Below are 26051 nucleotides of genomic sequence, written 5' to 3' on the forward strand. Positions count from 1 at the left end.
GCTCTCGAGGCCGAACCTCAGCCGACCGGCCGAGGTGAGTCAATCCCACCCCGCCAAAGTTTTTGGCTCGAGCGAACCTTGTAGAGGGACGATGGGATCGAGCGAGGACGCGGTGACGATGATCGACGTGCGAAAGACGTACCGCGTCGGCGAGCCCGTACACGCACTCGACGGCGTCTCACTGTCGATCCCGCGCGGGTCGTACACGGCCATCATGGGCCCGAGCGGGTCGGGGAAGTCGACGCTGATGAACCTCGTCGGCTGTCTCGACACCCCGACGTCGGGCACCGTCGCCGTCGACGGCGAGGACATTTCGACGCTCTCGGAACGCGAGCGGACAAGCCTTCGGGGGACCAGAGTCGGATTCGTCTTCCAGACGTTCAACCTGATGCCGCGGTTGGACGCCCTCGAGAACGTAGCCCTCCCCCAGTTGTTCCGCGGCATCGGCCGAACAGAGCGCCACGACCGCGCGCGAAGCCTGCTCGAGCGCGTCGGACTCGGCGACCGACTCGATCACCTCCCAAACGAGTTATCGGGCGGCCAGCGCCAGCGGGTTGCCCTCGCCCGCGCGCTGGTGAACGATCCGGCAATCGTCCTCGCCGACGAGCCCTCCGGCAACCTGGACACCGAAACGGAAGCGGACGTGCTCGACCTCTTCGAGGAGTTCCACGACGCCGGGACGACCCTCGTCGTCGTTACCCACGAGCGCCACGTCGCCGAACGCGCCGAACGCATCGTCCACCTCTTGGATGGGAACGTCGAACGAATCGAACTCCTGGAAGGTGCGGGTGAGAAGGCGTCCCCTGGTAGCGATTCTCGAGTGGAAACGAAGGGGTCTGTCGAGGCTGTTCGGAGCCAAGTTGCGGAGGAAGGTACTGTTGATCGACCCTCGAGTGACGATGTGACCTCGAACGATGGTCTATCTTCGAGCGACAGTGTGTCCTCGGGTGATAATAATCCCACCGCGAGCGATGACGACCCCATCGCGAGCGATGACGACCCCACCACGAGCGAAGAGGAGCCCTGATGAATCCACTCGAGTCGCTCCGACTCTCCTGGCGGTCGATTCGAGGTCACCGACTTCGGTCGGCGCTGACGACGCTCGGGGTGATCATCGGCGTCGCCGCCGTCATCGCCTTCGTCGCCCTCGGCGCGAGCCTGCAGGCCGGCATCATCGGCGACATCAGCCCCGACGACCAGCGGAATCTCTACGGCTGGGCGGCCGACCCGGACACCGAGGGTGGACCGCTCGCCGGCGCCCAGTTCGTCTTCAGCCAGGACGACCTCGAGGCCGTCGCGGAACTCGAGGGCGTCGACGCCGCGTACGGCTACGCGACCATCGACGCCCAGTCGGTGACCCACGCGGGCGATACCCGGTTACAGAGCAGCGGCCTGATCGCCGCCGGCCCGTCCTACATTCGCGAGTCCTCCCTGCGCGAGGGACGCCAGTTCGAAATGGGCGAACGCGAGGCCGTCATCAACCCCGCGGCCGCCGAGCAGTTCGAGGAAAACGTCAGCGTCGGCGACGAACTCGAGGTCCGGATCGCCACCGGTGGAACCGAAACGGTCACCGTCGTCGGGATCACCGACACCTCGGAAGGGCTGAGTCCGTTCGAGGGGTTCGACGCGGCGCCACGGATGTACGTCCCGACGGATCCGTTCTACCTCGAGCAAGCCGTCGGTCCGGCGGATGGAGGTGGCGATTCGAGTGAGGGGAACGAGGAGAGTGAACCGGAAAACGATGTCCGCTACCTCGCCATCGTCGTCGAGGCCCCCAGCGCCGACGAAGACGACGTCGACGCCGCTCGAGAGGCCGCCACTGCGTACTTCGAGAGCGAGGAATCCGACGCGAGCGAGTTCCTCGGCGAGGACGTCGCCGTCACGCTCCAGACGAGCACCGAGTTACTCCAGCAACTCGAGGACATCCTGGACATCCTTCAGAGCTTCATCGTCGGCATCGCCGCCATCTCGCTCGTCGTCGGTTCGATCGGTATCGCGAACATCATGCTCGTGTCGGTCACCGAGCGGACCCGCGAGATCGGGATCATGAAAGCGGTCGGCGCCCAGAACCGGGACGTCCTCGGGTTGTTCCTCACGGAAGCCGTGATCCTCGGCGTCATCGGAGCCGTTCTGGGAACCGCCCTCGGACTGGCCGTCGCGGCCATCGGCGCCAGCTACATCGACATCCCGCTGGTGTACCCGCTCGAGTACGTCGCCCTCGCCATCGTCGCCGGCATCCTGGTCGGCGTCGTGTCCGGGTTGTATCCGGCCTGGCGGGCCGCGAGGACGGATCCGATCGACGCGCTTCGGTACGAGTGAGCGACGGTCCTGGACGAACCGGATCCGAACTATCGGCGGTCCCGCTCCTGTCGCCGTTCCGATTCGGGTTCGAGATTTGTTCCCCGGCGTTCCGATTCGTATTCTGAATCCAGTTCTCGACGATCCCGCCCGCGAGAAGCGTCATCCACGCCGCTCACCGGCGTAAGCCCGAGCGATCGCTGGAGCCGACGCCGTTCGTCCGGATATTCGGCAGCGAGCATCGATCCGACGAAGCCGCCGACGGCCGCACCGCCAATGGTGTAGAGACAGGTCGCAACGCCGAACGCCAGGACGAAGAACAGCACGAGGGCGAACCCCTCCACGGGAAACCCACCGAGGGCGGCACCGAAGCCAAACAGTCCGAGGAACAGGAAGAGTACGCCGGCGATCGGCACGGTCATGATCGCACCCGCGAGTGCACCCGAAACGGTCCCGCCACGAGCGTCACGGCCCTCGAGGAAGCCAGACGCTGCACCGCCCAGGACGGTCGAAAGTGGGAGAAACGAGAGAACTACCCCGACGATCGCTCCGATGACCGCGTGAACTGGTGTCGACGAACGAACCATACGTGAACGTAGGACGCCGAGTTGGAAAAACACAGTGCCCGAGAGAGCTACCGTGAATCCGTCGCTCGTGGTGGGTGTGAGTGTCGATCCTCGAGAACGATGCGATCTCGGAGAATCGAAAAGCGACTCAGTCTCGAAGGGTCAGGAAGCGACTCAGTCTCGAGGTGTCGAGAAGCGACACGATCTCAATCGGAAACCTTTGAACGCGTTGACATCGGACTTATGCACCAGCGCGACGATATCTCGCACGATGGGACTGGATCGGCGGTCGTACCTTCGCGTCGCAACCGGATCCACGACGCTCGCCCTGACGACACTCGCGGGCTGTGCTACCCGTGAATCGGAACCAGAGCCCCAGGAACCAAACGGCGACGACGAACCGGCCGAACCCGAGGACGAAGGCGTCCTTCGGGTCGCGACGACGGACGCCTTCGCCCACGGTGAGAATCCCGCGTCAGCCTGGCTCAAAACCCGATTCGAGGAGGCGTTCGACAACGTCGAAGTCGACTGGGTTATTCCCGAATCCGGCATCGGTCACTACGTCGAACGCGAACAGCGCGGATTTCTCCCGGACGTCGACGCCTACGTCGGTCTCTCGGCTGCCAACCTCGCGACCGTCGACCGCGATCTCGAGGAGGGCGGCCTGTTTCGAGAACTCAACCGGGATCGAATCGAGACGATCGACGGCGTCGTCGACGGCCTCGACCTCGAGGATCCCGACGGACGGATCGTTCCTGTCAGTACGCAGTACTCCTGTCTGATGGTCGACGAGACGCGTATCGACCCGCCCACCCGACTCGAGGAACTCGGCGAGCCGGCCTACGCCGACTCGCTACTCACGCCGACGCCGTCTCGCGGTCGCGGCGGCGCCTTTCTCGACTGGCTGTTCGAGTCCGTCGGTCCCGACGACGCGCTGACCGTGTGGGCCGAACTCGAGGACAACGGACTCGATGTCTACGACACCTGGTTCGAGACGCTACTGGCGTACGTCGAGCGCGATCGAGCGGTGACCGTCGCCTACGCCGCGGATGCGCTCGCGGCGATCGACCGGGCAGTGACGTCAGATACCGACGAGACGCGGGGGAGCGAGCAAAACGAAACTGATGGCTTAGACAATGCGACCGACGGAACCGGGGCCGATGGCGACGGTTCCACCGATTCGGGCACGGACGACGACGCCGACGAATCGAGTGCCGATGACAGGTCGGACGCGGACGGCGACGGTTCCAACGGCGACGATTCGAGCGCAGACGACTCAGACGGCGACTCCACCGACGAGGCGACCGACGTCGTCGGCGACCCAGATCAGTACCGAGTCACCTACCTCGACGGGGAAGCCTACGCCGAACCCCTCCAGATGGCTATCTTCGAAAACGCGATCAACGTCGACCTGGCCTACACGTTTCTCGAGTTCGCGCTCTCGCCGGAGATCCAGGCCGGACTCGCTCCACGCCTCGGGCAGTACCCGGTGCGCCCTATCGCCGAACTCGAGTTTCCCGAAGAGTTCGACGTCTACGCCGACCACGCCGAAGATCCGCCGTCCATCGTGACGTTTTCGTACGAAACCCGCCGAGACGACCTTCCAGAGTGGCGCGGTGCCTGGGAGGAAGAGTTTGGGTACTGAGAACGCCGCGAGACGGCGCTGAATCGAGGAGTGCCAGAATATTCTGCAGCGAGAAGATGTTGCGTCTTGCTGAGCATAGCGGGCCCCTCACCGAGAAGGCGGGGACATCTTGCCGAGAAGATCAGGAGGCCTTACTAGCCCGAGTCGAGTCGCTCGCGAAATCGCTCGAGGCCAAACTCGAGCATGTCGGGGCTAACCGGCTGAAACTCGTCGTCGTCAGGAAGGAACTGACGAACCGAATCCCAACTGTCGCGAGCGTACCGTTCGTCGAGCAAGATGCGGACGCCGACGTCGTCGGGACTACGGATGACCCGGCCGATCGCCTGCCTGGCCTTCCGAACCGCCGGAACCGTCAGCGCGTAGGTGAACCCGTCGCCGAACGCGTCGTCGTAGGCCCGCCGAATCGCCTTCGTCCGCGGACTCGCCGTGTTGACGATCGGAACGCCGCAGATGACCGCCGCCGCGAGCCGATCCCCGCTGTAGTCGACGCCTTCTGTCAGGGTCCCACGGAGGCTCGTGACGAGTACCTTCCCCCCACCCGCGAAGAACTCGTCTTTCAGCGATTCCGTGGCGTCGTCGCTGCTCGAGGCATCGAGCAAGACGGGCTTGTCGACTCCAGGACGCGCCTCGAGGACCGACGCGGCCCACTCGGCTTCGCCGTAGCTCGGCATTCCGACGAGGACGTTCCCCGGAACTTGGGCGACTTGCGCCAACGCGTCCGCGTACGCGGTCCGTGTCGGCGTCTCCTCTCCAGGCGGCCCCCGGTTGTCGTAGGTGAACTTCGGCACCGAAACCGCGAAGCTCTCGCGATTCGCCTCGGGGAAGTGCAGGCCGTACTGCCGCTCGACGACTGGACGCCCTTCCTCGCGCGCGAGGTACTCGAGACCCGTGACCTCCCGGAAGGCGTCCATCGGCTCGAGAGTCGCGCTCATCAAGATGCCGCCGCCGAACGCCGATAGTCGCGAGCCGATGGCGTCGCTGGGAACGCAGTTGTGCAGGGTGAGTCGAGCCGTGTACGCCCGCCGCCAGGAGTCGGCCGGTTCCATCTCATCCCAGGTTCGTTCGAGTTCGATCTCTCGGAAGTTCGTTGTGTGATCGCGACGGTACCACTCCCCGAACAAGCGGCCGACGGCGGGCGAAGCCCGGGTCTTTTCCTCCTCTTCGGCCTCGTTGAGAATTCGCTCGACGACCGCGCCGACCGACTCGGCTCGCACCCAGACCGCGTCGCTGTACCCCGCCTCGGCCGCCCACTCGGAAATCTCGTCCTCGGCCGGCACCGTCGGGTCGCGGAGCGGGATTTCGTCGTCCTCGAGCGACGTCAGATCGGTCTTCCAGGCCCGATTTGTCCGCTCCAGGTGAGCGCGAACTCGACGGTCGAGTTCCCCGCGGAGGTCCTGGACGAACTCGAGGGTGCGCTCGAGTTCCTCGATGGACACGTCGGTGTCGTTCAGTTCGGCTCGAACGAGGTCTGCGTCGGCGGTTTTCGAGCCACCCTGAGCCTGGCGATCCTGCTGGTCGAATCGAACCGGCTGAAGCACCCGCGAGAGTTCCGTTTCGGCGTCGCGAAGCGTGGTATCTGCGACCCTGTCGCTCACTAGATCGCGAACGCGGGGCTCGAGCATGTGCGCTTCGTCACAGACGACGAACGTCGAGTCGTCGAGCAGGGCGCCGGTGAACGCGGCGGTCGTGGTGGGATCGAACGCGTGGTAGTAGTTGCCGATGACGACTTCTACGTGGCCGAGCACGGCCCCCATCACCGAGTGCGGGCAGGTGCCGTGGCGAACCGACCCTGTGACGAGGTCCTCCGGCGTGAGCAGGCCGGTTTCGGTCACGTCGAAGGGGACGGCTTCGACTGGATCGGCGTCGCTTCCCTCCTCCGGCAGGTCCTCGAGATACTGGGCGTAGAACGGACAGTACTCGACCTCGCTTCCGGCGGGGCCGCCGGTGTTGTACTCCGGCATCTCCGGTGGGTACGGCGTCGGCTCGCCGGCCGTCTCGAGATAGCGCGCGCCGGCGCGGCTGACGGTCGATCCGCCCGGTCCTGTGCCACCGCCCCCACCATCGGTACCCCCTTCAGTTCCACTGGAGCGACCCCCGCCCCGGATTCCGCTATCGGCCAGGCCGATCTGCTGGCTTCGGGCCTGGGCAGCGAGCGCGCCGGCCGTCGTCGATCCACCCTCGCCGGTGAGGTCGCGAGTGCGGTCGCGGAGGGTTTCACACCGATCGTAGACGTTATCGTCGCTGATCCCGCCTGCGTTTTCTCGATTATACGGGCAGACGTCGGCCTTGCCGACGAGCGTGAGTCCCGAAATCGGATTCCAGTCGGCTGGCAGGGACTCGTTGATCGTCTCGAGGTCCGTTTCGAACTGGCGCAGTTGCTGTTTGACGCTCGTGAGGACGAACACCCGTTCGTACTGGCTGTCGGGGTCACGAACGAGGTCGATGCCCGCCGTGAGCGCGATCATCGTCTTGCCGGTCCCACAGGCTCCTTCGATGACCGTGTACCCGTCCTCGGTAGCGGTTTCGATGGCCGTCTCGATCCCGTCGACTTGCTCGTCGTAGGGTTCGTCATGGCCGAATACTGGGCGCCAATCCGTCATCTCCTCCGTACTCATCGTCGGTCGTGCATAGGGTTGACGGACTAATCTGGCCGCGGTATGGTATATAAAGAATCGGCAACGGTGTTTACAGTCGAAAAACGAATCGTCGATCGGTAGCGACGAGATTAATCGTCGTCACTCGAAGTTGCAGTCGAATCGACTCGTAGGTCGAGCCCGGTGGACCGTCGTCTCGATTGGAACGCGAGGCGATGCTGGTGCAGGAAGCGAGGTTGGAACGTGAAGCGGTGCTAGTGCGAAACGCAGCTCTGGAAAGCGAGGCTGCACTGAAACGCGAGGCTGCATTGAAACGCGAGGCTCGCTAGAACACCACCTGACGATTCGGAAACCCACCACTGTAACGCACCACGAAAGACACGGGCCGGCCATCGGAACGACCAGCCGCGACCCTGTATTCCCAGGTGGCCACCCCCCAGTGGCCATTTGAAAAGGCGGTGGCTCGAAACGTAAACCTTTGGATACCTTTCACACAGTGAAACGACTGTGTCCGGGTTCACAGAATAAGACGACGGGCGGCCACGTTCACAGAGTATATCGACGAGCAGCCAGCGACTCGAGGAGCGATCAGAGTGCGTGCTTGTACGCCTCGAGCGTCCGCTCGACGTCCTCCTCGGTGTGCCCGTAGCTGACGAACTGGCTCTCGAACTGATTCTGGGAGAGGAAGATCCCCTGCTCGCGCATCTCGCCCCAGAAGATTCGCCGCCAGCGTTCGGTTTCGGCCCGCTTGACGTCGGCCGCGTTCTTCGGACAGTACTCGTAGCGCGGGCAGTCGGGATTCTGGCGGCAGCCGGCTTCACACTGGCCCTCGAGTTCGTCTCGGGACGGCCCTTCGCGCGTAAAGATTACTTTGAACATGCTGTCGGTTCCGACGACAGTGTAGTTCGGCGCCTGGTCCGCGAGAACGTCGGTGAGACCGCTCCGGAGCATCTCGCCGACCCCGTTGACGTGGTCGTAGACGTCGTTTTCGGCCGCGAACGTGAGCGTCTCGAGTCCGGCGGCCATCGTCACGGGGTGGCCGGAGAAAGTGCCGGCCTGGAAGACGTCCCCGGTAGGCGCGAATCCCTCGATCAACTCGGCGCGGCCACCGATGGCGCCGACGGGAAACCCGCCGCCGATGATTTTGCCGAAGGTCGTGAGGTCGGGCGTGATGCCGAAGTGACTCTGTGCACAGCCCAGCCCGCCGACGCGAAAGCCGGTGATGACCTCGTCGAAGATCAGGAGCGAGTCGTGATCCTCGGTGAGCTCGCGAAGGGTCTCGAGGTAGCCGTCGACGGGATGGACGATGCCGTAGTTGGCGAGGATCGGTTCGACGAGGACGCCCGCGATGTCGTCGCCGTGTTCCTCGAACACCTCGCGAACGACGTCTTCGTCGTTGAACGGGACGGGAAGGGTGTGTTCGGCGAACGCCTGCGGGATGCCAGCAGAGGAGGGAGCAGGGTGGTCGGCATCGCCTTCGACCAGCGTCGACTCCTGAGCGCCGTGGTAGCCGCCTTGCATGATGACGATCTTGTTTCGGCCGGTCATTCCGCGGACGAGGCGAACCGCCGAGACGGTCGCTTCGGTGCCGGAGTTGACGAACCGAATCTTCTCGACGCTCGGGACGTGCCGAACGACGAACTCGGCGAGGTCGACCTCGAGTTCGGTCGGCGTGCCGTACATCGGTCCTTCGCTGGCCGCTCGCTGGATCGCCGCCTGGACGGGTTCGGGGAGATCGTGTCCGAGAAGGAGGGGCCCGAGTCCCATGACCCAGTCGACGAGTCGATTCCCGTCGGCGTCGACGACGTGGCCGCCGTCGCCCTTCTGGACGAAAAACGGGTACGGCTCGATGGCTGCCCGGACGGCGGAGTTGACGCCGCCGGGCATGACTGAGAGCGCCCGGTCGTACAGCGCGCGTGAGCGTTCGTCGTTCATGGTATGGTCGGCGCTTTGGTTGCGGACGGCAAAGATGTACCGAGGTCTGGTTCCGTCGAGATTGGAGGTTGATGTGAGGTTCGGTTCCGTCGAGATCGGAGATTGGTGTGTTGGCGGTTGGACCGTGCCTGAAAGCGTAGTGATTCTCGAGTTGAAACGAAGGGGTGTTTGGTCCTGCGGGAGTTGTTGTTAGATATTTGTCGTTACCGGAGAGGTAGAGAAAGTGAATTGTTCTGAGGGGTTTGCCAGGGATATAACACCCCCACCCCTTCGTTTCAGGTGGAGATGGACGAAGGAGTGGTGGGTTTCGTGGGACCGAAGAGCCAAATCGATGATTGAGTGGGAGCGATTTCTGCTTGAGACGGCAGGAGAAGCCGTGAAAGCCGTGAATTCGGAGGGTTCTGGCGATCTAGTAACTCAAGCCGTCTAGAACGACGTTTCTAGTAGAGTCTAGTAACAAAAACCAACTCACCTAGTAAGATGCGTTATTTGCTAGTGCTGCGGACTAATTCGTCGGGAGGTGTCTTAAACCTTCCCGTCCTAGAAACCCTTCCCACCCCTACCCTCCTTTTCCGGTCTCCACCTGAAACGAAGGGGTGGGGGGTTCCCCTCCAAACCCTCTCCCGAAAGATCGCGTTATCGTACCTCATGGTTCGTGGCTTCCACTCACAACTCTCCAATCTCGTTGGGATTCCCGACGTCACCCGGTTCTCTCTCTACTAAATCTGTGTCCCCTACCACACTCCGTTCTTTCCAATCCTTCTCTCACTCTCTGCCGTTGATTCCTCTCACCCTCCGCCTCTCGATTCCTCCTGCCCTCTACGTTCAAAATCGAGCCCTTCACCAACCATTTCAAGCAGCAGCCAGTCGTCACCACTCGCTCGAAGCGACGACGGCCGGTCGCTCCGTGACCGAAATCCCCAACACAATTATACACTTCTCGTCGACCATTCACGTGAAACTCCACACGATTCCCATGACATCCGACTCCGACCCCGACTCAGCGGACGCTCGAAACGACCACGAAACCGTCCTCTTCGACCTCCTGGAGGGGAACGAACGCCACGTCGACTCCCTCTCCGACAACTACTTCGACACCGTACGAGACGGACAACACCCCGATGTCGTCACCATGTGCTGTTCGGATTCGCGGGTCTCACAGGAAGGCATGTGGTCGATCGACCGTCCTGGAGCCATCTTCACGCCGAGTACGATCGGAAACCAGATCTGGGACGTCGAGGACGGCGAGCGATTCGTCGACGGGAGCGTTCTGTACCCGATTCACTACACCGACACGGAGGCGGTCGCCGTCGTCGGTCACACCGGCTGTGGTGCCGTCACGGCTGCCTACGAGGTTGCATCGGGCGACGAGGAACCCCCGGGCCCACGCGGGGTCACCAAATGGGTCGAGGCGCTCGTTCCTGTCGTCGAGTCGGGTCTCGAGAGCGAACTGGTCGATACCGATATTGGATCCGACGATGACGTTGATGCCGACGCCGACACCGCAATTATCGACCAGCTCGTCGAGTACAACGTCCACCGACAGGTCTCGTACCTTCGAATGGCGGAATCGATCCCGTCCTCGGTCTCCTGCTACGGCTTCGTCTACGACTTTCACGAAACCTACGGGTCCGAGCCGGGGCGAGCCTACCTGGTCAACCTCGACGGCGAAACCGACCCGCGAGCCATCGCGATGGACCTTCCCGATACGTACGCCGATAGCGTCTCGAGCCTGCTCTACTGACCGCGATAGCCGCCGCCGATACGGACGACGATCCTTCTCACACTACATGCCGGCGGCTAGCGAAGCATCGAGAGTGCTCGGATCGGGATGAGGAAAACGAATCGCTGTCCACGAACCAAGGACCGAACGTTCTTCGTCCTCGCGTTCGAACGTTCCACTATGCCACAACCCCCGATCTGGGACTCGCTGTGGGGTTTCCTCGAGAACGACACCAATTTCTACTATGCCATCGGGTTTCTCACGATCACCATCTTCGTCGTCGCGTTCGTCGCTGTCTCGCTGATCAGCTCGGTAGATCTCACCCAGGGCGGCTTCCTCGGAATCGTCGTCGGGTTCTCCATGTTCATGCTGGTCTTTTTCGTCTCGATCTTCGCCCAGCGACTCGAGAACGAGGAGTAACTGCGGTCCGAAACGGCGCTAGAACGGTTATCGAGACCTATCATCCGTCAATTTCGCCTGGAGGGAACATCGGAACGGTTATCCGTCTTCCCCGACTCTCTTCAAAAGCAATGGCGAAAGGAACCGTTGATTTCTTCAACGACACTGGCGGCTACGGATTCATCGAGACTGAGGACGCGGACGACGACGTTTTCTTCCACATGGAAGACGTTGGCGGCCCTGACCTGGAAGAAGGCCAGGAAATCGAGTTCGACATCGAGCAGGCCCCCAAGGGCCCGCGCGCGACGAACGTCGAGCGCCTGTAAATCGGGAATTCACTGAGGTATCGTTTTTGAACTATATTTTTCGACCGTGAGTGACGACGCTCGTGTTCGCGCTCTCGCGCTCGCGATTCGAACATCAACACTGTCCCTGACTCGAGTTTATGCCTCGGATACGGTCCTCAGATACGGTCCTCTGGTGGATCCTCGAGTACGCCCTCAAGGTCCTCGATGTCCTCGAATACGACGAAGTTCGCTCGACACGAAATGGAGGCCTCGTCGACGAGAACCGTCGTCGGTGCCAGCCTACATCGATGGGAGCTCTCGTCGACGCGACCAGGCGCACATCGAACCGGTTCTGGTCGCTGAGTCCGAACCGTTTTGTCGCTCACGCGCTCACGACAGATATGGACGACACCGAATCCGCCGGATCGAATCCAGGTTCCGAGGTGGCGATTCGCCGTAGCGACGACGTCGACTACGAACCCGTCGACGCCGCGGACGGACTCGCGAAAGGCGTCCTCATCGCGGCCGAACACGGGGCACCGAACTTCGCGATTCGCCGGTTCACCCTCGAGCCAGGTGCCGAGGTTCCACCGCACACGAACGCCGTCGAACACGAACAGTACGTCCTGGAGGGCGAGTACGTCGTCGGAATCGGCGACCAGGAGTACGACGTCGAAGCGGGCGACTCACTCCTGATTCCGGCCGGAACCGTCCACTGGTACCGCAACGAAACCGACGTCGAGGGTGCGTTCCTCTGTGCTGTCCCCAACGGTGACGACGAAATCGAACTGCTCGAGTAAGCGAATCGACTCGTTTCGGCCGGCCTAAATCAACGCACTTTTAAACTGTTAGGCTAGCCTAAAACGTATGACTTCGAACCGGACGCGACGGGCGGTTCTGGCGACTGGAACGGCGGCACTCGCCGGTCTTGCGGGGTGCGTAAGCGGCACCGGCCGGGAGGAAGATCCCGAATCGAACGACGGAAACGGCACCGAGGACGGGACAGGGAGCGAGAACTCGAACGACACCGATGGAAACGGGGGCGGCGATTCCTACTCGGTCACGATGGAACCCGTCGGTACTCTCGAGTTCGATCAGCCGCCCGAGCGGTGGGCGACGTACTTCTCCGGGTACGCGGACATGGGCGTCGCCCTCGGCGTCGGCGACGGCCTCCTCTCGGTCGGCAACGCGCCCCGGTATCACACCCAGTACTACGACGAACTCGAGGGCGTCTCCGTCCAGAAGGACGACCTCGTCCAGCTAATCGGCGAGGGCGGTATCGACAAGGAGGTGTTCTACGAACTCGAGGCCGACCTCCACCTGATGGATCCAAACTGGCTGGTCGAAAACGGCGCGTTCAACCTCGAACAGTCCGACGTGGACGAGATTTCGACGGAAATCGCGCCGTTCATGGGGAACGTCATCTTCCGCCAGACCGATCCGTGGCACGACTACCGGTACTACTCGCTGTACGAGGCGTTCGAGATCGTCGCCCAGATATTCCAGCGCGAGGAGCGCTACGAGGCGTTCGCGTCGCTCCACGACGAGTTCATCGCGGACGTCCAGGCGGAGCTACCGCCCGAATCCGAGCGGCCGAACGCCCTGCTCGTCTGGGGTGGCGAGGAGCCCGAAGCGTTCTCGCCGTACCGGCTCGGCGAGGGGACGAGCAAGAAACAGTGGCGCGACCTCGGCATCGGGGACGCCCTCGAGGGAACCGGCGTCGATGGATTGAGCACGGACGACCGCGGCCAGATCGACTACGAGACGATGCTCGAGGTCGATCCCGACGTGCTCCTCGTGCGCGGACACGAGGCAAAGTCCGCCGAAGAGTTCGAGGACTCGGTGCTCGCGTTCATGCAAGATCACTCCATGGCGAGCGACCTCACCGCCGTCCAGGACGAGCGCGTCTTCCGCGGCGGTCCGCTCTACCAGGGTCCGATCATCAACCTGTTCACGACGGAGCGCGCCGCAGTGGAACTGTTCCCCGACCGGTTCGAGGGCGACCTGTTCGACCGCGAGCGAGTCGCCGAAATCGTCACCGACGGGCCCTGAGATGGGCGACTCGAGCGCGTCACAGAAATTTTCCGCGCGACTCGAGAGCTACGGGTGGATAGACGCTCGACTGATCGGGGTCGCGCTCGCGAGCGTGGGGGTCGTGCTCGTCTCGCTGTTCGTCCAGGTGAGCTTCGGCGTGTACTCGATGTCCATTACGGAAGCGTGGTACGCCGTCCTGGATGCCGACGTCTGGTACGACGAGCGGGTCTTGCTGTCGTTTCTCCTCGGCGAGGACCTGATGCGGACCGTGCTGTTCGTTCCCGAGAGTTACGAACTCCCCAACCTGGCGCGGAACACGACGATCGTCTGGAACGGCCGCTTGCCGCGGGTCCTCGCCGCGGTCCTGGTCGGCTCGAACCTCGCGATTTCCGGGGCGATCTTCCAGGCGGTGACCCGAAACGAACTCGCGAGTCCGTACATCCTCGGGGTCTCCTCGGGCGCCGGGCTGGCGATCTTGCTCACGCTCGTGATCTTCTCGGGAATGGCCGCGTTGCTTCCGATTAGCGCGGCTTTCGGCGGTGCGCTCGCGTTCGTCCTCGTCTACGCCATCGCCTGGAAGGGCGGAACCAACCCCGTTCGACTCGTCCTCGCTGGCGTCATCGTCGGCACCGTCTTCAACTCCCTCCAGACGGCCCTCCTCCTGTTCGCCCAGGACATGGCAACCGTACAGACGGCGATCTCCTGGACGACCGGGACGCTCACCGGCGCGGACTGGGACGAGGTCCGTCTCGTCCTCCCCTGGACGATCCTCACCTCGATCCTCGCCCTGGCGGGCGCGAGACAGTTGAACGTCCTCCTGCTGGGAGAACGAACCGCTGGCGCGCTCGGGATGTCCGTCGAGCGCGTCCGGTTCGGCCTCTCGGGAATCGCGATCGTGGCAGCGTCGTCGTCGATCGCCGCGGCGGGCATCGTCGGGTTCGTCGGACTCATTGTCCCTCACGCCGTACGAACGCTCGTGGGCTCGGATTACAAGCGCCTCATCGTGGGCTGTCTGTTCGTCGGCCCGGCACTGCTGGTCGCCGCAGATGTGGGTGCGCGATTGGGCATGGCCGTCCTCTTCGGCAGCACGAACCAGCTTCCGGTCGGTATCTTGACCGGCCTGATCGGCGGGCCGTACTTCCTGTATCTGATGCGTAGACGCAAGCACCTGGGTGATCTCTAGTCATGAAACGCCTGCCAAACCTCCGCGGGAGCGCTCGAGAAGAGGAGACGGACACGACTGATTCGACTGATTCGACTGACTCGGAACCCGACGCCCCGGAAACTGACGACGAAACGACCAGCTCGAACTCCGAACTGACCTCGAGCCCCGAATCCACCTCGACGACCGACAATATCGACTCGAAATCGGACGCCGCGGGTTCGAGCGGCTCGAGCGTCCCCGACGCGACACAGGCGCCCTCGGACACTGTCCGACCTGCGCGAACGGGAAGCGAACTCGTCGGCACAGAACTCGAGATCGGCTACCCCGACACCGACGAACCGGTCGTCGAGTGCGAACGGATCGACCTCCCCGCAGGCGAGGTGACGGCACTGGTCGGCCCGAACGGGAGCGGGAAATCGACGCTCCTGAAGTCGCTCGCCCGCCAGCTGGCACCCGACCGGGGCGCCGTCCTCCTGGACGGGGACGACACCGACGAGTTCGGGAAGAAGGCGTTCGCCCGGCAGGTCGGCCTCCTCTCTCAGGAACACGACTCGCCGGGGAGCATCACCGTCGAGGAACTGGTCTATCACGGCCGCTATCCCTACCGCGGGTTCTTCGACGCGGTCGACGAAGCGGACGCGGAAGCCGTCGACCGCGCCATCGACCTGGCGGGCGTCGACCACCTCCGCGAGGCAGACGTCGGAAGCCTCAGCGGCGGCCAGAAGCAACTGGTCTGGATCGCGATGAGCCTGGCCCAGGAGACCGACGTCCTCTTGCTCGACGAACCGACGACCTACCTCGACTTGCACCACCAGCTTCGGGTGCTCGAGGTCGTCGACGCGCTGACGACCGAACGCGACGTGACGGTCGGCGTCGTCCTGCACGACATCGGCCAGGCGGCCCGCTACGCGGACAATCTGGTGGCGCTCAAAGACGGTAGCGTCTACGACTGGGGGCCGCCGGGCGAGGTGGTCACGGACGATCTGCTCGAGGAGGTCTTCGGCGTGGTCGCGACGGTCGGCTACGGCGAAGAGGGCCCGATCATCCAGCCTCACCATCCGGTCGACCGATGACGACGCGCGAGCGCGTTCGAGGGCCATCGGGATCGGCCTATTCGTCGTTCGGGGTTTCGGCCGCACAACGTTCGCTCGAGCCGCGTTGAACGGGGGAAAACCGAGGAAAACGGCCGCCAAATGGCGTCAAACCCCGGAAATCCGATTCCACTGAGTTACTGCTTGAAGTGGGTCTGGCGAGCAGAGTCGAGTGCAGCCATGAACCGAACAACGCTGATCGCAACCGTGCTGGCAGTGCTCGTCGTAACGACCGGCTTCGCCGCCGCAGTACCCGGAAACGCGCCCACGTCCGTGGGTGCGGACGACGACAGCTCCGACGTTCCGGCGGACGATCGCGACAGTGCTGACGACCGTGCCGACGATCGAGCCGAGGACCGGGGCGAGAACGCAGATATCGCCGACGACCGACGTGGGAACGCCGCTGGCGCCGACCGCGGTGCGGACACCCGCCAGGGACAGGGTCCGAACGTCGACCTGCCCGCGCAGGTCCCCGATCACGTCTCCGCGATCCACGACCGTATCGCGGCCTTCCTGGACGGCAGCCTCCAGGGCACGCTCGGCGAGGCGGTCCGTGACGTGACGCCAGGTGATGAGGAGGAAAACGACGGGCAGGAGTCCGACGAAAGCGACGAACGTAACGAGGCCGACGACGAGGAAACGGATGAAAGCGACGAGGGTGGCGACGACAGCGACGAAAGCGACGAGCAGAACGACGAAGGAGGCGAAGACACGGACGAAAGTGACGACGAGCAGGGGACCAACGACAGCGACGAAAACGGCGAAAACGACGAAGGAGGCGAAGACGCGGAAGACGCTGACGACGTCGAGGACTCGAACGACAGCGACGACTGAGACGAACCTTCGCCCCACGCGACGGAGTCACCGACACTCGAGATGGACGTGACAGCTCCAGAAATCTGCCCACCCTGATATGTTTGTCGTCTTCGAGGCTGTTCGATATCGTTCCGACCGACCGTTTTGGACGATACGTACCCGAACCGATACCCGCTTTTTCTCACTTTCGTGTATTTTAAGCGACGTGGCAAGCATCGACTCGTATGAATCGTCGCGTCGGCGCAATTGTCCTGGTGGTCTTGCTCTGTTTTTCCGTCGTCGGACCGACAGCCGGCGTATTCGGGACGGCCGTGGCCGGAGCGACGCAACCCGAATCGAACGCGTTCCAGCAGGACCAGATCGACGCCGACGAGGTCCGGATGGACGTCGCTATTCAGTCCAACGGGACCGCCGAGTGGACGCTCGAGTTCTGGATTCGGCTCGACGACGACGAGAGCGAGGCGGCGTTCGAATCGTTGCGCCAGGACATCCGCGATAATCCCGACAATTACACACAATCGTTCGCCGACCGGATGACCGAGACGGCCGCGACGGCGAGTGAATCGACGGGTCGGGAGATGGCCGTCGACGGGTTCGATGTGGAGACCCAGCGGCAGTCGCTCGCGCGCGAGTACGGTGTCGTCAGGTACACGTTCGACTGGCACGGCTTCGCTGCCGTCGAAGACGGCGAGATCCGCGTCGGCGACGCCATCGAAGGGATCTATCTCGACGAGGGGACGAGACTGCTCGTCGAGTGGCCGGAGGGCTACGAACGCACCGCGGTCGCACCCGATCCCGACGACGAACGCGATCGCGCGGTGATCTGGCGCGGCGGCGAGACCGATTTCGTCTCCGGGGAGCCTCGAGTGGTCCTCGCCGCCGGTGGGGGCCCGAGCACGACGACCGTGGTTGCTGCTGCGCTCGCCGTCGTCGCACTCGCCGCCGGTGGGGCCTGGTGGTATCGAAATCGCGATCAGCCAGCCGGCCAGGACGGCGGCAGTGGGGATACGGTCACCCACTCCGGTGTACAAGCAGCGTCTCGAGTCGACGAAACCGGCGCCGATCTCGACGACTCCGGGGACGAACCGGGAACTCGAGACGGACCAGCGTCTGAACCGCCGGCCGATCGGTCGACGTCGCCGCCTGATCAGTCGGCGTCATCGGCCGATCAGCCACCGTCGTCGGCCGAACAATCGGCGTCGCCCATCGCCGGGACTCCTGACGTGGAACTTCTGAGCAACGAAGAGCAGGTCATCCGTCTCCTCGAGTCCCGTGGCGGCCGGATGAAACAGCAATCGGTCGTCGAGGAGCTCGACTGGACGGACGCGAAAACCAGTAAAGTCGTCACCGGCCTCCGCGAGGAGGGCAAACTCGAGTCGTTCCGACTGGGTCGGGAAAACGTGCTCTCGCTTCCGGAGGTGGAGGGCCCGGGAGGGGCGGATTCTGGGAGCGACGGCTCGCCGACAGCCGGCGGTGATGGAGATGACGGAGGTGATGGAGGTGCCGGAGATGACGGAGGTGATGGACGACCGTGATCCGTTCGGCCGTCTGCCTCGAGTCTGCGGTGATGGCAATGCCGGAATCGCCAGAACCGCCCAAATCGACGAAATCGATAGACGGAACCGAATCGAAAACGGCGTTGAATCGCGTTGATGGTCGTTGATTCGAGGCCATCGACTCCAACGTATATCACCGAACCAGTACACTACCCACCAATGAATCGACGCACATCGATGGCACTGACGATCGCTCTCCTGGTCGTGGCGATAGCGGTTCCGCTCGCCGCCACGAGCGTCGTCCCGAACGGCGCCGTCCAGGAGGGCGCCGACACTGAGAACGGATCGATAGCCCCCGGCGAACAGCTCTCGGCCGCCGTCGGTGTCCAGGACGCCGACCTCGAGGGCGACGTCTCCGAACGAGCGTTCGGTCTCGAGCTGGCGAACGCCGAGTCTGACGAGGCGAAGGCAGCGATCATCGCCGAGCGCCACGGAGAAGACGAAGAGCGCCTCGATGAACTCGAGGGCAGACTCGAAGTACTCAACGAGTCCCGCGAGGCGGGCGAGATCAGTGAGGGTCGCTATCGCGCGGAGGTCGCGAAGGTCGTCGCCGAGATGGGGAGCGTCGAGCGACGGGCAGCCATCGGCGCGAACGCCGCTGGTGAGTTGCCGACGGACGTTCTCTCGGCACAGGGCGTCGACGTCGACGAGATTCGAACGCTCCAGGAGCGAGCCGGCGAACGTGGTGGACCCGACGTCGCAGCGACGGCGCGGTCGATTGCCGGTGCGGGAGTTGGCCAGCCGACGGACGTTCCGTCGCCCGGCGGCGACGACGAAACGGCTCGAGACAGTGGGAACGAGACCGCCGGAGATCGTGGAAACGAGAGCGATGACGAGGGATCGTCGAACGGAGGGTGATCTTGCGTTCTCATTGAACAGACGGTAATCTCGGGGAGTCGTCGAACGGGCGGTGATCTCGGGAAATCGCCGACGGTGCGGTTCAGCACCGGCATCGACCTTCGAACTCGATCGCTCTTCATGGCCTCGAGTAGATGATCTTGCTCTCTGCCAGAACGGCTATTGCATAGCACACCTTCAACTATGGTATTTATAGTATAGACACACTGGGAATCGACCGAGTCCGAACCGCTCAAGTACGCTACGCTGTTACTGACGGGCGTGTCAAAACAGGTCCCCGAGGTCGAGACGCTCTTTTGTCACGAGACCGGGAACGACTACCTCGTGGTGGTCACCCGGGACGGAAAGCGGCTGTTCCGGGCAAAACTCGGCGTCTCGGAGACCTCGGCGGGCCCACGACCCGCGAAATTTCGCGTCAAGCGCAACTCGAGCGAAGAGCCTCGTCAACCCGACGAGTTCGTCGACCTCGCTCGCCGCGCCGGCCGCATCCGCATCTCCGAGCAGACATCTCCCGAGGGCCGCCGGGAACTCGAGGATATGTTCGAAGGTTATCAGCTCGAGGAGAAGACGAAAGTCGTCCGGACCTGTCGATACTGTGCGTCCTCGGGCCGGTACTCTCCGATCACGACCGAGACGGCGATCAAGGACGACGAGGACTGGATCTGCACCGACTGTGCGGCCCGCGAACTCGAGCGAGAACTCTCCTACGTCGGGAACGTGACGGGGGCAGCGAAGGACCGCCTGGAGGACCTCATGCTCGAGGTGCAGGATCTCCAGCGAATCACGAACCTGCTGAAGGGGCGGTTGGACCCGGACCTCACGAAGTTCGACACCATCTCGGCGACGACCGACGAGGTCGATCAGGTGGGCGTCGACACCCTCAATCTGCATCCAGGGCTGCAAACCCTGCTAGAGGACCGGTTCGACACCCTGTTGCCAGTCCAGAGCCTCTCGGTCGAGAACGGTCTCTTCGAGGGAGACGACCAACTGGTCGTGAGCGCCACGGCGACTGGAAAGACGCTCGTGGGTGAACTCGCGGGGCTCAACCGCGTGCTCGACGGCAAGGGCAAACTGCTCTTTCTCGTGCCCCTCGTCGCGCTGGCCAATCAAAAGTACGAGGACTTCCAGGACGAGTACGGCCACCTCGTGGACGTCTCCATCCGCGTCGGCGCGAGCCGAATCGCCGACTCTGGCAACCAGTTCGACCCGAACGCGGACGTCATCGTCGGCACCTACGAGGGGATCGATCACGCCCTCCGGACGGGCAAGGACATGGGCGACATCGGCACCGTCGTCATCGACGAGGTCCACACCCTCAAGGAAGAAGAGCGAGGTCACCGCCTCGACGGCCTCATCTCGAGGCTGAAGTACACGACCGAAAAGCGTGCGGCGGCCCGCGAGAACTACGGCGGCGCCCAGTGGATCTACCTCTCTGCGACCGTCGGCAACGCCGAACAGCTAGGCCAAGCGCTCGAGGCCACCCTGATCGAGTTCGAGGAGCGCCCGGTTCCCATCGAGCGTCACGTCACGTTCGCCGATGGCCAGGAGAAGGTCAACGTCGAGAACAAACTCGTCAGACGGGAGTTCGACACCGAGTCCTCGAAGGGGTATCGGGGCCAGACGATCATCTTCACCAATTCGCGCAGGCGGTGTCACGAAATCTCTCGAAAGCTCGAGTACAACGCGGCGCCGTACCACGCAGGACTCGATTACCGGCGGCGAAAGCGCGTCGAGAAGATGTTCGCCGACCAGGACCTCGCGGCGGTCGTCACCACCGCGGCGCTGGCTGCGGGCGTCGACTTCCCGGCCTCGCAGGTGATATTCGACTCGCTGGCGATGGGCATCGAGTGGCTCTCCGTCCAGGAGTTCCACCAGATGCTCGGGCGGGCGGGACGACCGGACTACCACGACCAGGGGACCGTCTACGTCCTCGTGGAACCCGACTGTAGCTACCACAACTCGATGGAGATGACCGAGGACGAGGTGGCCTTCAAACTCCTCAAGGGGGAGATGGAGCCGGTGATGACCCACTACGACGAGGACGGTGCTATCGAGGAGACCCTGGCGAACATTACGGTCGGCGGGAAGGCGGCGAAGGCGCTCAACGATCGGATGCTCGGCGAGGTGCCGACCACCCACGCCATCGGCAAGTTGCTCGAGTACGACTTCATCGACGGCTTCTCGCCGACGCCGCTGGGGCGAGTGGTCACGGAACACTTCCTCTCGCCCGGGGAGGCGTTCGCGATCGTCGACGGCATCCGCAAGGACGCTCACGCCTACGACTTGATCGCGGACATCGAGTTGCGGGAATCCGATCTGTAACGGTTTTCGGGTCTGACGACGCCTGAAATAGGACTGTGAGACTCTGTTGCGATCCTCGAGGCGGCGTTTCAGTGAGGACAACGTGCTGTGGCTCGATACTCCTCGAATTGTTCGAAAGGCTCGAGATGGTCGTCTGACGAGTGCTTTCCAATGTCTCCGTTTGACTGCTCCCGACTAACAGTCAGTGCAGGTGAGTATTGTACTGATTCTCTGTCGACCGATCTATCAGGTCACAAGTAACAGGAATCCGATGACAATCGGCGGTATCGCTACCAGCACGAAAATGTGGTGCCAGGTGACATATGGCGGTTCCGCGATGTCTCTCGAGCGACGATTCCACTCGTAGGCAATCCACGAACCCAGAATAACCGCCAGTATCGCGATTAGTGCAATGGCGAACATCACGAAGCTCCACCCAACCAGAACGTCAAACAGTCCAAATCCAGCGACCGTTCCCAGAATACCTCCTCCCAGTAGTGAATCCGTCGGAAGTTGAAGACTGCGACCCAGGAACACTACCCCGAGTGTAACCAGCGCAAACCAGGCGACTGGAAGCACAAACGAAAGAGACGGGGACGCTGAGAATACATCACTGACATATCTCATCAGATAAATAACTCCAGCCGGAACAACCAGACCGTAAACGAAGGCTATTCCGAAGAGAATTACATCTGGTTTATCGTCCATACCTCTCTATATTATTCCCTCTCGTATATATGTTCACTATATGTAATTTATACTGGATTCAAACATCATCCGTAGGATATAGGGATCGAAATGGAGGTCAGGGCTGCACTTTTGAGGAGGTCACACCGTGTGGATCCTCGAGATACTAAAGCCGTAAAAATTAGAAGAACGGACACTCGAGGCCAGTTCGCCGCCTCCCACACGCTTATTCGCGTCCCTGTGGTAGCACGACCTATGACGGACGTACTGATCGTCGGCGGCGGTCCAGCTGGATTGAGCGCGGCGATGTTCACCGGAAAGAACGGCCTCAAGACGACCGTCTACGACACGGATGCGACGTGGATGCACAAGGCCCACCTGTTCAACTACCCCGGCGTCCAGTCGATGGACGGCTCCCGATATTTAGAAACCCTCCGAGAACAGGTCGACGACTTCGGCGTCGACCGCCAGCAGGGCGTCGAAGTCACAGGTGTCGAGTCGACGGGCGACGGTTACCGCGTCACGACCGAAGACGGCGAGGAGACGGCCACCTACCTCGTCCTTGCGACGGGTGCCAACCGCGACCTCGCGGAGGACCTGGGCTGTGACTTCACGGACGATGAGGTCGTCGACGTCGACGTCACGATGGAGACCAGCCTGGAGAACGCCTACGCCACGGGCGCGATGGGACGCGCCGAGGAGTGGCAGGCGGTCATCTCGGCGGGCGACGGTGCGGCGGCGGCGCTCAACATCCTGACGAAGGAGAAGGGCGAGCACTACCACGACTTCGACGTGCCTGACGACGCGAAGGCGCTGTTCGGCTCGCTGGTGGACGACGGCGACGAGTAACGCGTTCTCGAAACGCTCGAGTTCCGGACTCGCGCTTCCGTATTCGGTTCTAGACTCGGGCAGACTGCACCCGTTCTATTCAGTTCTCGCCGTTGTCGATGGCCGTCTCGAACCCCTCGTCGGTTCGGACGACGCCAGCGGCACAGACCGCATGCTCGAACTCGGCCTCGAGTACCTCGCTCGCCGCGTCCAGGGCGTCCGTTGGCTCGAAGTCGAACGCTTCCGGAGTGGCCTTCTCGTAGGTGGCCACGAGCGTCGGTTCCTCGACGGTTTCGACGAGCAGGGCGTCCCGACGGACGGTGGCGATCAGGGCCTCGCCGTCGGCGTCGATGGTCGCCGCGATTCGGGGCGTGTCGTAGTCGTCCTTCTCGAAGTCTAGCGCGAGCAACGCGGTGACGAGGGCGTCGCGAGCGGGGTAGCCAAGCTCGAGTTTCTCCGCGATGGGGTCGACGTGGGAGCCGTTGCCGAAGGCGACCGTTTCGCCGGTCGGCGTCTCCACGACGCGGAGGCAGTTGTAGGCGACGTAGGGGTTGTCCGTCTCGGGCGCGTCGGGGGTGGGACCGACGGTGAGCGCGTCCTCGCGGGCAGTAATCTGGCGATTGGGAAACGAGCGGGAGGAGACGCGGTAGGCGCCCGCGTCCGGGCCGACGACGACGAATCGTCCGACGTACATACGCGTTCGTGTGTATCTCGAGGGAAAATAGGTGTCGATGTATGCACGACCGTCCTTCTTCGGTGGCGCCACCCGCTGTCGGTCGTCCTGGACGCGATTTTTATCTTCCTGGAGCGAAACGCTCGCGTATGAACCCCGTCGAAATCGACGCCCTCGAGCCCGTCGAGTACGCCGACGGTGGTCGACGGCGGGAACTCTCAAGCGCGCTGGAAACGTCGGATCTCGCGATCAACGAGTACCGGATCCCGCCGGGCGGGGAGTTTCCGGGTGGTTTGCACGCACACCGTGACCAGGAGGAGGTGTTCGTAATCCTGTCGGGCGTCGCGACGTTCGAGACGCTGTCGGGTACGGTTACCGTCGCAGAGAGCGAGGCGGTGCGATTCGGTCGCGGAACCTTTCAGTCCGGCAATAACGGTGGTGACACGGAACTGGTGGTGCTGGCGCTCGGCGCACCACGGGAATCCGAGGACGTTCGGGTACCTGCCTCCTGTTCGGACTGTGGGGACGAACCCCTGCGACTGCGAACCGACGAGGGGATGGTCACATTCGAATGTCCGAACTGCGACAGTACGTTCGAGGCCGACCGCTGCCCCGTCTGTGGGGGCGAGGACCTCGCGTTCGCTCGAGGAACAGGCGCCGACGGTAGCATCGAGTCAGCTATCGTTCGCTGTCACGGCTGCGAGGAGACGTTCGAGGAACCGCCAATTTCCGAGCGATGATCGTTCCGTCTGGTCCGAGACGACAGCCATAAGTAGTGGCCGCGCGAATCTCGTTCTGCGCTCGCAGACCCATGGGGTAGCGGCCAATCCTGAAGCCTTCTGGGGGCTTCGACCCAGGTTCGAATCCTGGTGGGTCTACTTCTCATACTTCGACTCGAGTCCGATCGTAGCCCTTGCTAGCGGTTTCCATTCGAAATGAAGGGGTTCTCTCATCGAAATTGCCGGCGAGAAGCGGGGTTCACACCAGAAGGTTTAGACGGTGGCGCGACCTGAAAACCGGTATGCGACGACGTACGGTTCTCGGGGCGGTCGGAACCGCTTCGATATCGGGTCTATCGGGCTGTCTCGGATCGATCCTCGAGGACGAGGATTCGCCTGCCGGAGATGCTACAAACGACGAGGGCTACGACACGGAATCGCAGGGCGGCCAGACCGTCCCATTGGCCCCGCTCCAGGACGCCTACGAGTGGTACGAGGCCGACGGGGCAGAGTTCCTGGACACGCGGGGAGCGGGACAGTACGGCGCCTCGCACATCGAAGGGGCGCACCTGAGCACGGCGCCCGACGGCGTCGAGGACGACCCGACGAAGGAGTGGAGCAAGGACACCCGAATCGTCACCTACTGCGGGTGTCCACACTCGCTGGCCGTCCTCCGGGCGAGCGAACTGCTCGCAGACGGCTTCGAGAACGTCTACGCGCTCGACGAGGGCTACAACGGGTGGACAGACGCGGGCTATCCGACCGCGGGCGAGAGCGCCGAGTCAATGCGGACCTACGAGATCGTCGGTCGGTCCTCGCCGGACCACGAGGGCGAGTACGTCTGGCTCTCGACGCTCGACGAATCCCAGCAGGAGATTTCGCAGGTCGAGGCCGACGGCTCCTACGAACTCCTCGTTCGCTTTGCTGACGTCGACGAGGAAACCGTCCTGTCGCTCGAGGCACCAGACTACGCGCTCGAGGCGACCCTCGGTGAGTTGACGAGCGGCGTCGTGGACGCCTGACGGACGTTCGACGTTTTTCCGCTCGATTCGGTCCGATTGGCGTGTTCTCTGCTGGACTCACACTTTCCGCGTTGGCGTCAACTCGAGACGGCCTGCGCACCGAGTTGTTCTGAACAGTCAGCATCGGCTGAACGAGGGTTTAGGGTGCTCGAGCCCCTATCACTGTCGAATAGCCCGACGACCGAATCCACCACCATCGACGCATCCATGAACACAGTCGCGTCACCGAAAGCATCGCTTCCCCTCCCGCCCCGCCGACACCTCGACGATCGGTCGGTTCGGGCGCGAACCGACCGCATGTCCGTGCTCCCGCTCGGCGACGGCCTCTACGAAGTCGAGGCCGGCAGCGGCGCAACCTACCTGGTCGACCTCGAGGCCGGTCGGTGTACCTGCCCGGATCACGTCTTCCGGGACGCGCGGTGCAAGCACGTTCGCCGAATCGCCATCGAGATCACCGAGGGGCGAACGCCACCGCCGGGCCAGCTCGCCGTCCCGTGTTTCGACTGCGGCGACCCGACGTTCGTCGACGAGGACGGCCCGGAAGCCGACGGTCCGGCCTACTGCGACGAGCACGCCGTCTACCCCGGCGATCGCGTCCGAGATCGGGAAACCGGCGACCGCCTGACGGTCGTCGACGTCTCGGATCTCCGGGCCGACGCTGTCCACATCAGCGCCGCCGACACCTCCGTCGCCGACTACGTCACCAACAGGCGCTACGACTCCGGCGTGCCGGTCGTCGGCGCGGTGTACCCCCACGCCACGGTCGCCCGAAACGGCCCCGTTCCCGAGTCGCTGCGGGTGTACGTTTTCCCGCGGACGCGCCTCGAGAAGGTCTGAGCCCCGTTCTGAGTCCG

At 63.2% G+C, this 26051-nt stretch carries 23 protein-coding genes and 1 tRNA gene; 19 read left to right on the top strand and 5 right to left on the bottom strand.

Annotated elements, in window-relative coordinates:
- Positions 1–91: 91 nt before the first annotated feature.
- On the top strand, positions 92–1027 hold the full coding sequence (locus NGM15_RS12690; RefSeq protein WP_311136449.1) for an ABC transporter ATP-binding protein: 936 nt from the start codon (positions 92–94) through the stop codon (positions 1025–1027).
- Positions 1027–2319, top strand: coding sequence for an ABC transporter permease (locus tag NGM15_RS12695; protein WP_253431541.1), 1293 nt, complete (start codon positions 1027–1029; stop codon positions 2317–2319). The genes NGM15_RS12690 and NGM15_RS12695 overlap by 1 nt, the downstream gene beginning before the upstream one ends.
- A 29-nt stretch (positions 2320–2348) precedes the next feature.
- Here the strand turns inward: NGM15_RS12695 and NGM15_RS12700 are convergent, their stop codons facing one another.
- The gene (locus NGM15_RS12700; RefSeq protein WP_253431544.1) at positions 2349–2885 is read right to left on the bottom strand and encodes a DUF5518 domain-containing protein; all 537 of its coding nucleotides are present in this window, start codon (positions 2883–2885) and stop codon (positions 2349–2351) included.
- 250 nt (positions 2886–3135) lie between these two features.
- Here NGM15_RS12700 and NGM15_RS12705 point away from each other — a divergent pair, with 250 nt between their 5' ends.
- On the top strand, positions 3136–4509 hold the full coding sequence (locus NGM15_RS12705) for an ABC transporter substrate-binding protein (protein ID WP_253431547.1): 1374 nt from the start codon (positions 3136–3138) through the stop codon (positions 4507–4509).
- A gap of 134 nt (positions 4510–4643) precedes the next feature.
- Here the strand turns inward: NGM15_RS12705 and NGM15_RS12710 are convergent, their stop codons facing one another.
- Both NGM15_RS12710 and hemL read right to left on the bottom strand, forming a co-directional pair.
- Complete coding sequence (locus NGM15_RS12710; protein ID WP_253438069.1) at positions 4644–7109, bottom strand: ATP-dependent DNA helicase; 2466 nt, start codon at positions 7107–7109, stop codon at positions 4644–4646.
- Between the two features lie 582 nt (positions 7110–7691).
- Positions 7692–9038, bottom strand: a complete 1347-nt coding sequence (gene hemL, locus NGM15_RS12715) for a glutamate-1-semialdehyde 2,1-aminomutase (protein WP_253431549.1) — start codon at positions 9036–9038, stop codon at positions 7692–7694.
- Between the two features lie 976 nt (positions 9039–10014).
- On the opposite strand from hemL, the gene NGM15_RS12720 reads away from it, so the two are divergent.
- From NGM15_RS12720 to NGM15_RS12770, 11 genes are all read left to right on the top strand, one after another.
- Positions 10015–10782, top strand: coding sequence for a carbonic anhydrase (locus NGM15_RS12720; RefSeq protein WP_253431551.1), 768 nt, complete (start codon positions 10015–10017; stop codon positions 10780–10782).
- Positions 10783–10941: 159 nt separating this feature from the next.
- Complete coding sequence (locus NGM15_RS12725) at positions 10942–11181, top strand: hypothetical protein (RefSeq protein WP_253431553.1); 240 nt, start codon at positions 10942–10944, stop codon at positions 11179–11181.
- 110 nt (positions 11182–11291) lie between these two features.
- A complete protein-coding gene (locus tag NGM15_RS12730; RefSeq protein WP_252701219.1) occupies positions 11292–11486 on the top strand; it encodes a cold-shock protein in 195 nt (64 codons plus the stop codon).
- 362 nt (positions 11487–11848) lie between these two features.
- Positions 11849–12247 carry a cupin domain-containing protein gene (locus NGM15_RS12735; protein ID WP_253431554.1) on the top strand — a complete coding sequence of 133 codons (399 nt, stop codon included), beginning with the start codon at positions 11849–11851 and terminating at the stop codon, positions 12245–12247.
- Positions 12248–12314: 67 nt separating this feature from the next.
- Positions 12315–13499 (top strand): ABC transporter substrate-binding protein, encoded by a 1185-nt coding sequence (locus NGM15_RS12740; protein ID WP_253431556.1) that lies wholly within the window; start codon positions 12315–12317, stop codon positions 13497–13499.
- Between the two features lies 1 nt (position 13500).
- Positions 13501–14664: a FecCD family ABC transporter permease gene (locus NGM15_RS12745; RefSeq protein ID WP_253431558.1), complete on the top strand. Its 1164-nt coding sequence runs from the start codon at positions 13501–13503 to the stop codon at positions 14662–14664.
- Positions 14665–14798: 134 nt separating this feature from the next.
- Positions 14799–15719: an ABC transporter ATP-binding protein gene (locus NGM15_RS12750; protein WP_425494481.1), complete on the top strand. Its 921-nt coding sequence runs from the start codon at positions 14799–14801 to the stop codon at positions 15717–15719.
- 198 nt (positions 15720–15917) lie between these two features.
- Positions 15918–16571 carry a hypothetical protein gene (locus NGM15_RS12755; protein WP_253431562.1) on the top strand — a complete coding sequence of 218 codons (654 nt, stop codon included), beginning with the start codon at positions 15918–15920 and terminating at the stop codon, positions 16569–16571.
- A 206-nt stretch (positions 16572–16777) separates the two neighbouring features.
- Entirely contained in the window at positions 16778–18088 is a 1311-nt protein-coding gene (locus tag NGM15_RS12760) for a DUF7345 domain-containing protein (protein ID WP_253431563.1), read from the top strand.
- A gap of 180 nt (positions 18089–18268) precedes the next feature.
- Positions 18269–18967: a hypothetical protein gene (locus NGM15_RS12765; protein WP_253431565.1), complete on the top strand. Its 699-nt coding sequence runs from the start codon at positions 18269–18271 to the stop codon at positions 18965–18967.
- A 261-nt stretch (positions 18968–19228) separates the two neighbouring features.
- Entirely contained in the window at positions 19229–21289 is a 2061-nt protein-coding gene (locus tag NGM15_RS12770; RefSeq protein ID WP_253431568.1) for a DEAD/DEAH box helicase, read from the top strand.
- A 225-nt stretch (positions 21290–21514) separates the two neighbouring features.
- Here the strand turns inward: NGM15_RS12770 and NGM15_RS12775 are convergent, their stop codons facing one another.
- A complete protein-coding gene (locus tag NGM15_RS12775) occupies positions 21515–21976 on the bottom strand; it encodes a hypothetical protein (protein ID WP_253431570.1) in 462 nt (153 codons plus the stop codon).
- A gap of 234 nt (positions 21977–22210) precedes the next feature.
- Between NGM15_RS12775 and NGM15_RS12780 the strand changes: the two genes are divergently transcribed.
- A complete protein-coding gene (locus NGM15_RS12780) occupies positions 22211–22804 on the top strand; it encodes an NAD(P)/FAD-dependent oxidoreductase (RefSeq protein WP_253431572.1) in 594 nt (197 codons plus the stop codon).
- 79 nt (positions 22805–22883) lie between these two features.
- Here NGM15_RS12780 and NGM15_RS12785 read toward each other — a convergent pair whose 3' ends face one another.
- Positions 22884–23477 (bottom strand): IMP cyclohydrolase, encoded by a 594-nt coding sequence (locus tag NGM15_RS12785; RefSeq protein ID WP_253431575.1) that lies wholly within the window; start codon positions 23475–23477, stop codon positions 22884–22886.
- A gap of 128 nt (positions 23478–23605) precedes the next feature.
- Between NGM15_RS12785 and NGM15_RS12790 the strand changes: the two genes are divergently transcribed.
- The 4 genes from NGM15_RS12790 to NGM15_RS12805 all read left to right on the top strand — a co-directional run bounded on the left by NGM15_RS12790 (position 23606) and on the right by NGM15_RS12805 (position 26034).
- Positions 23606–24196 carry a cupin domain-containing protein gene (locus tag NGM15_RS12790; RefSeq protein WP_253431578.1) on the top strand — a complete coding sequence of 197 codons (591 nt, stop codon included), beginning with the start codon at positions 23606–23608 and terminating at the stop codon, positions 24194–24196.
- Between the two features lie 65 nt (positions 24197–24261).
- Positions 24262–24334, top strand: a tRNA-Gln gene (locus NGM15_RS12795).
- Between the two features lie 143 nt (positions 24335–24477).
- The gene (locus NGM15_RS12800) at positions 24478–25197 is read left to right on the top strand and encodes a rhodanese-like domain-containing protein (protein WP_253431581.1); all 720 of its coding nucleotides are present in this window, start codon (positions 24478–24480) and stop codon (positions 25195–25197) included.
- A 207-nt stretch (positions 25198–25404) separates the two neighbouring features.
- Positions 25405–26034, top strand: a complete 630-nt coding sequence (locus NGM15_RS12805; protein ID WP_253431584.1) for an SWIM zinc finger family protein — start codon at positions 25405–25407, stop codon at positions 26032–26034.
- The last annotated feature ends 17 nt before the right edge of the window (positions 26035–26051 follow it).

Origin of the sequence: Natronosalvus halobius (assembly GCF_024138145.1) — an archaeon.
In the GTDB taxonomy this organism is placed as follows: domain Archaea; phylum Halobacteriota; class Halobacteria; order Halobacteriales; family Natrialbaceae; genus Natronosalvus; species Natronosalvus halobius.